An 11,837-nucleotide genomic window follows, 5' to 3' on the forward strand; every position below is an offset into this window, starting at 1 on the left:
GTCAAGTTTTAAAATGTAACATTCAGGCCAAAGGCCCATGTTCTTTGCACCGGATAAACCTTCGCGTTTGAGTTTACGATCTCCGGATCCACAATCTTCATCAAGTTTGTGAAAGTCGCCAAGTTTTCGACGTTCACGAACAACCGTGCCCGTTTGAAATTAACCTTGTCTAACATATACTGCGGCAACGTGTACCCCAATTGCACGTTCTTCACACGTAGGTAGGCAGCATTCTGCAAGTACCGCGTCTGTGCCCGCCTGTTCTTATCCGTTGTAAAATAAGCCCGGGGGAAATATCCATTGGGGTTGTCTGGCGTCCACCGATCGGTATGGACGGTAAAGTAAGAGGATTGCCATTCATTGCTCACAAATCCCCAGAAAAAGTTTGCTCCGGGATCGAACATGATATCGCGTTTTCCCACGCCTTGGAGAAACGCGGTGATATCAAAGCCCTTCCATGCCGCGTTCAGGTTCAATCCGAACGAATAACGCGGGGTAGTATTCCCGATAATTCTCCGATCGCCCGGATTATCGACGGTATTGTTTCCAATGTTTATTTCGTTATTGTCGTCCAAATCCCTATAATGAACGTCTCCTACGAACCAATTTGCATTGATGAAAGACTGGTCGATGGTACTGATTTCGTCCTCACTTTTGAACAAACCTTCCGTCTCAAATCCCCATATCTCCCCCATCGTCATCCCATCGTACCACAAGCGATCGAGGAGTTTCGTCGGATTGTTGACCTTAACGACCTTGCCGGTATAATCACCGAGTACCAAATCGGCTCCATACGAAAATTCATTGACCCTATCTTTCCAGCCCACCGTGATTTCGAGGCCCCTTGTTTCGGTCTCGGCATCGTTTATCCGGGGGGCGCTGGTTCCTAGGATCGCCGGAAGCGCATCACCGGGGATGGCAAAGTCTTTGGCTTGCCGCCTATACCAATCGAAGCTCACGTTGAGCCGGTTGCTGAGGAAATCTGCATCCACACCGAAGCCCAAGGTATTGGTAGTGATCCAGGTGAGGTCATAGTTGATGAGCCCTGGGTTTGCGACCGACGATCCCCGTCCGCCGTTGAATAGCCAGCGGGTATCTGTTGGCGCCCGGGTGATCAGATTCGGATAGAACGGATAGCGGCTGTTCGTAAACGCTTGATCGCCCAGACTGGCATACGAGCCCCTCAGCTTGAACTGGTTTACATACGGGAGGAGGGGCTCCCAAAACGACTCTTTGGAAAGTACCCAGGCGGCGGATATACCCGGATAGAACTTGTAGCGTACATCTTGCAGGAATCGGGAGGTCCCGTCGTACCTGCCGTTAAGTTCCACCAAGTATTTTTCTTGGTAGTTATAGTTTAAACGTCCGAATCCACCGCGGATGGCCAATTGGGAAGCGTAGTCCGCCGCATTGCGATTGACACCATAGGTAACCGAGATCATCGGCACTTCATCCGAATATAGGTTGTCATTGGATCCGTTCAACCTAAGGTCGTCATAAAGTTCTTGCGTATAACCCAGTATAGCGTTGAAATTGTGATCTCCGAATGCTTTTTGGTAAGACGTAAAGGCGTTGATCGTATGGTGCTGGTTTCTGTACATATTACGCCCAATATAGTTGGGGGAACTTCCGCCACGCGGCTGTTGTTCGCCGCTGGGTTTCACAATGTAAAATGTTTTCCGGTGGTTGCTGTCCTCGATATACGTCCCGTCGTAGGTATAGTTGGCCGTAAAATCCCATCCCGGCAGCAAGTTTACCACAAATTCACCGGTAAGCATGGCATTGTCCCTGCTTGACTTGGCACGGCCACCGTCGGTGAATATGCCTACTCCGCTACCCTCTGACCAGTATCCGTCGGGATTCCTCAAGGGCACCGTAGGGTATGTACGCCCTAATTGGTGGAAGTAATCGTAAGAGTAGCTACTGCCCCCGCTGATATTCCCATAGATGGTAGGGTTGTCTGTTTCGGCACGGGAAAATGCACCCCGGAAATTGAACTTGAGCCATGACGTTAGGCTGGACGACAGGTTTGCCCGTCCGTTATAACGCTTGTAGGAATCGTTGGCAAAGTTGTACAGACCGTCTTGCTGATTGTACCCCAACCCTACATAATAGCTTGAGTTTTCCGTACCGCCCGATACGCCGACATTGTGCTGCTGGCTGAAGCTGGCATTCTTGAAATAAATATCGAACCAGTCGTTGTTGGCATTGGCTCCGTTCCAACCCAACCAGTTATCCGAACTGGGGTTTTTTATGGTCTCTTCGGTGAGCGTACCCGCTTGGTAATCTTTTATCCGTTGTATAACATCGCTTGTGAACAGCTCTGCGGTATAGAACGAGTTTTCGCCCACCTCGTTAAAAGCCAACGCAAAATCCAGGGAGTTGACATACTGCGGCAGGTTGGTGGGTGCCGAGAAACCAAAGTTATTGTTGTAGGTGATGAGAGGTTTGCCCGCTTTGCCTTTTTTGGTGGTGATGATGATCACACCGAACGGAGCACTCGACCCGTAGATCGCTGCCGAAGCCGCGTCTTTAAGTACCGACACGCTCTCCACGTCATTCATGTTGATGGTGCTCAGGTCTCCGCCCTGTACACCGTCAATGACAATCAGCGGTGCCCCAGACACATTGGATCTATTGCCGTTGTCGTCGATATTGATGCCTGTAAATCCACGGATGTTTACATTCTGCCGGGTTCCGGGAGCACCGTTTGGCGTTGAGATGTTCAGGTTGGCAACCGTTCCCTGCAATGCCTGCGTCAGCGTAGGTACGGAGCGGTTCTCCAAACGTTCACCACTGATGGAAGCCACTGCTCCCGTTAGATTGGCTTTCTTCTGCGTAGCGTAACCGACCACCACCACTTCATCGATGCTGCCCAGGTCATCTTCCAGCACAATGTTCATCGGAGCGGATTGAGCGGGCTGCTCTTGGCTGACGTATCCGATCGACGTAAAGACAAGCGTGGCGGGCGATTGGGTTAACGTTAATGAAAATGCGCCATTTTCGCTTGTCACCGTGCCATTATTCGTGCCTTCTTCCCGCACACTGATACCCGCAAGCGGGTTGCCATGTGTATTGGTAACGGTACCCGAAACACGCATTTGTGCCGCTTCGGTCAATGGTTTGCTTGGAACGTACGTCTTTTTGTCACGTACGATGATTGTTTCGTTGTCCAGCGCGTAATCCACCGGCTGGTCCGAAAAAATGGCGTCGAGCACTTCCGCTAACGGCCGGTTCTTCACATGGATGGTCACCGGTTTTGTCTTGTTGATCTGACTGGTCTTAAAGATGAAATCCACGTCGCTCTGCCTACGGATTTCCCGCAGCACTTTCTGCATGGATGCATCCTTTTCGGACAACGTCACTTGTTGCGCAAGTACAGAAGCCCCTGCCTGCATGCAGGTGATCAAGATGAAGAGGGCGATTAGTTTCATCTGCAAAATTACTTTTGAATAGTGGAACATGCGGGTAGCATGATAGCTATCACTGCAAAGATTAAAATACATATCTTTGTGAAGTTTGGGGTTAATAATTAATTTGATTCGTAAAGTTGGATTAAACGTTTCCCAACGACCCCGGAGATGCTGGCGGGCATTTCCGGTTTTTTATTTGATTAGCTTGGTCTTCTTTTTCTCATCATGTGAATGGTTAAGTTATCATTCCAGTTAGTTACCTAGTCTTTTACGGTCGATAAATACACGGTCCGGTTTTCTATCCTCGCTTCCAATGCGCCGGATAATTTGAGAATGTGTAGTACTTCCGAAAGGTTCTTTGACCTAGCGATGAGCCCGCTGTATCTTTCCGTGGGCATATCCTTTTCGTAAACAACATCAACATCATACCACCGGGCAATTTTTAACATGATGCTTTTCAGGCTTTCGTCGGCAAACAGGAAGTCGCCGTTCTTCCAATCGACAGCAGATTCCACATCTACCGTGGCAACCGTAACCGTCTCATGGCCTACCTTCGATTGCTGGCCGGGCTTCAGTACGATAGACTGTTCGGCTGCTATAATCCGCACGCTTCCTTCCAGGAGCGTTGTATTACATGTTCCTTCGTCGGCATAATCATTCACATTGAAATGCGTTCCCAGCACTTCAATCCGTTGGGATGCGGTTTCTACGATAAACGGAACCCGATGGCCACCGCGCTGCTGTGTAGATACTTCGAAATAACCTTCTCCCGATAGGCTAACCTTACGTTCCTTCTCATCAAACACCGTTGGGAACGTCAGTGATGAGGATGCATTGAGCCAAACTTTCGTGCCATCCGGAAGTAATACCTGGAACTGGCCGCCCCGCGGGGTGCTAACCGTATTCAGCATCGGTTCCGCCACTTTCTCACCATCAACATGGTACACGAGCTGCCCCGTTGCCGTCTTTTGGATGGTGATACCTTCTTTAGCCACTAGGTTGCCAATGGTGTGGTCATCCAGGGATAGTATGGCCCCATCTGATAGGGTTAAGGTCGCTTTATTACCACCGGCCGCAATATCATTGTGTACGGTGTAGCCCGCTTCGTCATTGCTTTTGATGTACTGTAGGGACAAATAAGATAAGGTAATCAGTATACAGGCGGCAGCCGCAAAGAGATAGGTCTTTCTCCCTTTCTTTTTAGGCATGGGTTCCAACCGGAGTTTGTCAAACACATTTTTTACGGCATCTTCAACGGCTGGGTTCAGTTCAGCATGTTCATCTTGCAGCTGCTGCTCGATCAAGTGCTCCAAGTAATCCCGTTTTTCACCGGATTGCATGAACTGCCACAGTTCTTGCGCCTCTGCTGGCGTACAGGAATTGTTCAGGTACTTTTGAAATAATTGACGTATATGTTCGCTATGATTCACTTGCCGCTTTATAGTAATACGGATTTGGCGGCTATGTCCTCTGCTCCCCTACGATTTTTTTTTACGGACCGTTCGTTATATCGTGCTAGGGTATAAATATAAAGGCTAGCAACATCGAAACGACATGCACTCCCTGGTAATGAAGTTTGAGCGACTTCGTGGCTTTGACTATATGATCGCTGATGGTCGATGTGGATATACCCAGGATTTTGCCCGCCTCTTCATAACTCTTCCCCTCGATTTTGCACAGTGTATAGACTTTTCTTCGTTGTAGTGGAAGCTGGTCAATTGCCTTGGAGAGGATGGATTCAGATTCTTTATAAGCCAGTTCTTCGTCGATATGCTGGTATAATTCGCTGGACGTGACGACCAGGTATGCCTCGATATCCCGTCGTTTGGTCTGCTGATAAAAAAAGTCGCAGACAAGGTGCTTAGCAATGGTGAATAGAAAAGATTTGAATGATTTATCTACATCAATACGTGTCCGCCTTTCCCATACGCGCTGAAAAACCTCTTGTAAAATTTCTTCTGCCACCTCGGCGGACTTCACCATCTTCCATATATTGCCGTACAGTCTTTTGCTATAAGCGAAATAAAGCTGTTCAAAGGCTTTCACATTTCCCTCCCGCAATTGCATCAACAATCGACGTTCTCTCAGTTGGTCCTCACCATTCATCACCCGTTTAAATCAATTGGTTCACCTATTTGAGTTATGGATTTTCCCAAATTCCAATCAATAATACGCGGTAAGATTTAATTTTGCAAGAGGTTCACGAACGCAAACGATTGTTCAATTTTCGCCGTTGCCCCGGCCCTCGTCTTAAAACAGATCGGCCCAAGATTGCTTTAGCAACACACCGTGCGACCAGCGAAGGCTCCCATTGAGTGCGGCTACTACAACGATTTAATGTACAGCACCAGCGATTCGATATCGCTCTTGGAAAGGACACCTAAATAGGAAGGCATCTCGGCACCATAGCCTTGAACAACCCTTTTGGACGGTTCCAAAACGGATTCCCTGATATACCCTTCGTCCGCTCGTTGCGACGTGCCGTCTTCAAATGGGCGGTTGGACCCATAAATGCCCTTGAGCGGTGGGCCGTAAAACCCGTCTGTTTCTGTACCGGACGAATGGCAACCAGAACAGGCCGAAGCCACGAAAAGTTGCGCCCCGTTTTCTATGGAGGGACGCAGTTCGACAGTAGCTGCTGAAAAGCCTGTGGAGGGAGCCACGGACCAGTCTATCGGTGTATTGAACCCGGCACCTGCCAAATCGATTTCTTCCACCTCATTCACCGTAAACCAAAAGCCGTCGTGCAAGGTCGCTCCCGCTTCTGACCGCAGGTTATATAACAGTTCCATCTGCATGACCTCCGTCATGTCCCGAACAACCACCAACACCGCCTTCCGGTCTGCTGAGATGTGCGACGACCATACGGGCATCACCTCCTCACCCGGTGTGCCATCGAGCTTGTAATGGCCTGAGCCATATTCCCGTGTACGTTTATAGTTCCATCTTTTAACTTGGAAATTCGTTGGATTTACGGCCCATGCGGAATCCAGCGCTACACCAAACCGCAGTACGATGCCCTGCTGGCCTGCCTTGAATTGGCCGGGCAAATAAAAGGGCTGTCTGGTATACCGCAAACGCACAAATGCCGATACGCCCGGCGAGCTTGACCCCCACAGGTTGAAGCCAGTGACGTAAAGCTGGCCATCACGCGGATTGATGGCCCCTTTTTGAGTTGGGGCCGGGTAGTTTGCCCTTATGAACGACACACCGCCCTGTACCGCGTTTGACGTACTGTCTATCAGCACCTTGAACAGACCCGGGCGGGCAAACGAGAAATGGATCATCTGTTCATCCAGCGGTCCCATCTTCCCTCCGGTGATCCAACGCTGGCTATTGCCCGACCGGTCGACACGGTGGGGAATCCAGGTGAGGGGTTCTTTGATGGTAGCATGGTGATCTTCCGGCGAGGTGGGAAAACCGAAATAATCGCCCTTCCCTACCAGGAGGACGGGCGTGGAAGGCACGTAGTTACCCTGCTGGTCGGAGGCCGACAGCATCCCTTTTGTGGGGTGGATACCGATATACGGTCCACGGAGCCCGGTGGCAATAGTTTCCACATGCCGCCCATCGGCAGCTATCTTCATCACCGTACCCCGCTGCGACGAGCCGCCGATACCGCCTTTTGCGATGTAAAACCCACCGCCGGGTGCCGCCACCATATCCCCTGCCCATTCGCGCGAATGCAGCGACTGCTCCATCTGATTGCAGAAATTCTCGTAGTAATCCGCCACGCCGTCCTCGTTCAGATCATGCAGCCGCACCACCCCTTCCTTCCCGAAAACATACACCATCCCATCCACGATTTCGATGCTCATCGGTTCATACAGACCCGACGCAAACCGGCGCCATTCCAGCCGCTTCAGGCTGCGATCGATTCCGTCTACGATCCATACATCGCCCGAGAAGGTAACCACGGCGGCGCGCTGGCCGTTAAAAAAAGCAACGTCGGCTACCCGCACATTCCGTTTCCATGGGTTCGGGACCGGGAGGGTCAATATATCGGTAACGTATGCAGCCGTATCCGGAGATAACTGGCCCCGCGTATAAACGGTTTCCTTCCAATAAGCTGGCCCGCCACGGCCAAAATCGGGCATATCGACCTTGGTTCTGCCAACCATATCCAAGAAAGCATCCCGCTTTGCGATAGGTCCGCGCCATAGCACCACTTTCGCTTCCACACGTTTGTCTGTTTGCGGGAAACAAACCGTAACGTACCGGTGGTCTATGGCGGCGGGTACCAAGCCGCCTTCGTGATCTGCCACCACCCCGATCGCGGTAACGGTGTCACAGGTTTCGCCATGGTAGATATAAAGTACGGAGCCAGCCGTTTCCGTGCGGGAACCATCCGTAACCTCGGCAACATGGAGATACAGCCCTTGCTCCAGCCCGTCCAACCGGAAGGTCCGCGAAAAAGCGGCTTCTTCCCCGAAACGCGTACTACCGGGATGTTCCATGATGTCTGTCGTACCGATGGTATAGGAAAGCCCAACGTCATCGCCTTTTAAATACACACCATTCCACCGGCCGATGCGTTCAGGGAGCGGTCCGTACCGATGCCGCCCCGTGCCGTCCGACAGATCCCTCGGATCCTGGAAACTCGGCATGCCGATGCTCCAACCTGCATATTCGCCCGTCGCTAGTTTGGGTGTGCCCAAGATCGCCGGGATTTGGTCGCCTTTATTGAAAAAATCATCGTACGAAATCTGGGCCATCGTTACCATGGGCAGGAACGCACCTTCCCAAGCCACCGACCACCGCAGCAAGTCCATATCGAACCCCACGTAGGCGCTATCCCCGAGGTTGATAGCCAGTGTACGCGCAGCGCTGTTGCGCTGCGGGAATCCCGGACCTAGTTTATTTGAATTCAAAGGCCCCGTGATGAAGGGGAACCCCGGTTCCACGAAGGGGCCTATTTCAGCCGTTTCAAAATCGTTGGCCGTTACCACCGTATGCCGCCCTTCGCAGCCTACCCATATGGAAAACGCCACAAGCCAAAAGAACCACTTTATTAGCAACATCCCTCAGTTAACTGTGAAGACACCTCGCATAATCTGCCAGTGGCCAGGGAATGTGCAGATAAATGGGTAATTGCCCGGTGTATCGGGTGCCACGAAATCGAGCTGGTAGGTTTCACCCGCATTGACCAGCGGGGTGGCGAACAGCACTTCGGGTATATCGGGGATGAACTGCCTTTCGTAGGCATCTGGCAAGCTGGCCATCGCATCAGCGGCGGCACCGACCTTCTCCAGGCTCCCCGGCTTGGCTACCACGATGTTGTGGGGCATTTGGTCGCTATTGTCAAACAGCAGCGATACCGATTTACCATGGGGCACGGTAAGGGTCACTTGGTCGAAAGCCATTTTGCCAGGCAGTGCCTTGAGGCGGATGACAACCTCGCCCAGCTCCTTCCCGGATACTGCAGCAACTGCTGATGCCGGGGCGGCGGGTTCCAGGATATCGCGGTGGTCTTCGCGGAATCGTTCCACGGCCACCACGCCCGCCAGCTGTTCGAAGTCGGCCGCAGAAAGCGGTTCCACACCATATTTGGGATAGGCCGGGTCGTCCATGATGAAGCCCGGCACCTGCAGCTCCTGCGCCGAAGCCAACGGCCTAAGCAATGCGTAAGCCTTTTCGGGTTCGTTGGCAAGGAACTGCTTGTCTTTCTCGAACATCTCCATCCATACCGGCTTAAGGTGCTTGAACGATTCGACCAGCGCGTAGCCGATGTAATCATCCACGGGTTTTTCGGTGGCTGCCAGCAGCGCCTGCACAGTCCTTTCGGACTTGAAGTGGCTCAGTGCTACGATTGCTTCCAAGCGTACCCGTGGCGACGGATCGGCAGAAAGGGCGATAAGCCTATCGAACGCCCCCTTGATCCGGTCGGACCAGTAGAACAGCACCCGTGTGGACGCCGTACGGATAGCCTGGTCTCCGCTGGCCAGCAGTGCTTCAAGAAGCCGCTCGTTGGCAACATTTAATTGTTGGTATACCCATAGTGCTTCCAAACGGTGCCGCTCCACCTCCGGGTCTGTGGCGTCAAGCCGAGCTACCCAATTCTCCACGGCGGGAAGCACCTGACCAACAGGAAATTCACGGAGTTGCCGCCTCGCACGGTAGCGCGTACGATCTTCGGGAACCTTGAGCTGGTTTAGCAACCCGTCGATATCCATATGGCTCAGATCGACCGGCTGTAGTGTAGGCTTATCCCGGTGCGTAATCCGCCAGATACGACCCCGTGCGTGGTCGCGCATCGGGTCGCGGAAGGCCTGCTCCCCGTGCTGGATGATGGGGTCGTACCAATCAACCACGTACAGGGCACCATCCGGACCAAACTGCAGGTCGACCGGGCGGAAATTGGGGTCTTTGGACTGCAACAATGGAACGGTCTCATGCCCAACGATACCACTCCCCGATTCGGATACCTTGTGCTGCCGGATACCCTGAAAGCCGATGAACGTATTGAAAAGTACGTTACCCTGCACGCTATCGGGAAATGCCCGGCTCGACACGATTTCCAAACCACAGGTCTTCGGTTTAGACGGCGAGGTGAGGAAATCTTTCATGCCAACGTGCTTCTTAGGGTAGTCTATGGCCACCGTGAGCGGCGGGGCGAAGTAGTTCATCCCCGTGGATACATCGGCAATAAGGTGCGTGCCGTCCCGGGTGAAAACACTGCCCCAAGGATTGGCATAAGGATATGAGATGTACTCGTCGAATTTCATGGTGCGCGGCTCATACCGCCACGTGTTGCCATAAGCGCCCCGACGCGGTCCATAAGGGGTTTCTACTTGGGTATGCAGGAATGTGCCCATGTGCATATACAGCGCCCCGTCGGGACCCCATTCATAGGTATTGAGCGTGTGGTGCGAATCTTCGGTACCGAACCCCGAGAGCAGTACCTGCCGGAAATCAGCACTTCCGTCGCCGTCGGTATCTTTCAGGAAAATAAAGTCGGGCGCCTGGGTGACGTACACCCCGCCATCGCCCAGCTCGAAACCCAGGGGGAGGTACAGACTATCGGCAAATACCGTGTGCTTATCGGCCCTGCCGTCGCCATCCGTGTCTTCCAGTACGATGATCTTGTCGTTGGGTGGGTTGCCGGGCGTATAATGCGGATAGGATGGCATGGTAGCCACCCATAGGCGACCCTGTGCATCGAACGCAATCGACACCGGGTTGGCCAACGGGAAGTCCACTTCGGAGGCAAACAGCTCAATCTGGTAGCCATCCTGCAACACGAACTGCGATTTGGCGACCTCCAGGTCTTTCGGGGTAGTGGCGGGCACGGCCGCATGTAGGCCTTGCGCATGGCCGAAGGATACTACCCGCTCCAGGGCTTGCTTGTCGACGGTCGTCTTTTCACCGGCGCCAGCCCATACGAGGCTATCCAGCAGCACGACCATACGGTCAATCTCCTGCAGTTCGGTGGGGAGCGCCCCGCCCCCCGCCCAGTCGCGCCGACGACCGTAGATGTACTCGCCATTCTGCGCCTTATGGCGGTAAAAAAAATGTTGGTTCTTGGTAGCCACAAGCTCCTGCAACCCGGCCGCGTGCGCATCGGCCGGCCAACGGGCAACGGGCAGGTCCAGTGCACTGGCCATGAGCTCACTGGCGATGCGATACCCGCGGTCCGTGAGATAGATACCATTGCTCGTCAGCGAATCGCTGCCCGCTTCCATCAGCTTCTTAGTGGGTGTATAAAGATCGATGAACGGGATGTCGAGCGACTGTGCCACTTGGTGCATGCCGCGGGTATACGCTTTCAGCGACTTATTGTGTTCGGTTGGGTCGAGCAGGAAACCACCCAGTGCCTCATGGGCAACGGGCGATACAAGGATAATCTGCGGGGGCGTCTTGCCGTCATAGCTGTGCCCCTGCAGGTCGGAGAGGAAGGCCCGCAGGTCGTCCTTAAATGCCGCCAGGCTATCCGGTCCTTTGAACGATTCGTTCATGCCGAAGCAGGCGATGATTACGTTGGCACCCTGTTGATGCAGGTGCTCCTGCAGTGTACCAAAATTCAACGGACGCGGACGGAGGTTCACTTCGTCGGCACTCCATCCCAGGTTACGCACCCGTAGGTGATGTTCCGGGAAACTCCGGTGTAGGAGCGTCTCGAAATAATTGCTTCGCTGCAGACCTTCGGCAAACGAATTGCCCACAACAACGATGCTACTTCCGGGAGCAGGTTTGAAAGGCCAAACTTCCGTCTGCTTCCGGCAGGATAAAACAAAAGTGATGACCGCTAATACTAAGCCGCCGTATAAGATTTTATTCATTGTCGCACACCGATAATAATAGTAAATAATCCAAGCTAAATGGCCAAAAAGGCCTACGGGGCGGTGCCCATACTGTCGATACCAAAGAAAGTAAAACGATTGGATTTCCGCGTCCTGTGCTTACCTGAAGTAAGCAAACTCAGCC

General features: G+C 52.7%; 5 protein-coding genes. All 5 read right to left on the reverse strand.

Annotation, left to right across the window (positions count from 1 at the left end; genetic code table 11):
- Window positions 1–8 precede the first annotated feature (8 nt).
- The gene (locus tag ACEVG1_RS17085) at window positions 9–3,434 is read right to left on the reverse strand and encodes a SusC/RagA family TonB-linked outer membrane protein (RefSeq protein ID WP_374744938.1); all 3,426 of its coding nucleotides are present in this window, start codon (window positions 3,432–3,434) and stop codon (window positions 9–11) included.
- A gap of 239 nt (window positions 3,435–3,673) precedes the next feature.
- Complete coding sequence (locus tag ACEVG1_RS17090; protein ID WP_374744939.1) at window positions 3,674–4,843, reverse strand: FecR family protein; 1,170 nt, start codon at window positions 4,841–4,843, stop codon at window positions 3,674–3,676.
- A gap of 85 nt (window positions 4,844–4,928) precedes the next feature.
- Window positions 4,929–5,519 carry an RNA polymerase sigma factor gene (locus ACEVG1_RS17095; protein ID WP_374744940.1) on the reverse strand — a complete coding sequence of 197 codons (591 nt, stop codon included), beginning with the start codon at window positions 5,517–5,519 and terminating at the stop codon, window positions 4,929–4,931.
- Between the two features lie 218 nt (window positions 5,520–5,737).
- Complete coding sequence (locus ACEVG1_RS17100) at window positions 5,738–8,404, reverse strand: DUF6797 domain-containing protein (RefSeq protein WP_374744941.1); 2,667 nt, start codon at window positions 8,402–8,404, stop codon at window positions 5,738–5,740.
- Window positions 8,405–8,437: 33 nt separating this feature from the next.
- Window positions 8,438–11,692: a PVC-type heme-binding CxxCH protein gene (locus ACEVG1_RS17105; RefSeq protein ID WP_374744942.1), complete on the reverse strand. Its 3,255-nt coding sequence runs from the start codon at window positions 11,690–11,692 to the stop codon at window positions 8,438–8,440.
- Between the last annotated feature and the right edge of the window lie 145 nt (window positions 11,693–11,837).

The organism is Parapedobacter sp. 2B3 (genome assembly GCF_041925275.1).
Lineage (GTDB): Bacteria > Bacteroidota > Bacteroidia > Sphingobacteriales > Sphingobacteriaceae > Parapedobacter > Parapedobacter pyrenivorans_A.

Bases quoted from the DNA above. Each gene is read 5' to 3' on its own strand.
- ACEVG1_RS17085 (WP_374744938.1), bottom strand. From the start codon at position 3,434: ATGAAACTAATCGCCCTCTTCATCTTGATCACCTGCATGCAGGCAGGG.
- ACEVG1_RS17095 (WP_374744940.1), bottom strand. From the start codon at position 5,519: ATGAATGGTGAGGACCAACTGAGAGAACGTCGATTGTTGATGCAATTG.
- ACEVG1_RS17105 (WP_374744942.1), bottom strand. From the start codon at position 11,692: ATGAATAAAATCTTATACGGCGGCTTAGTATTAGCGGTCATCACTTTT.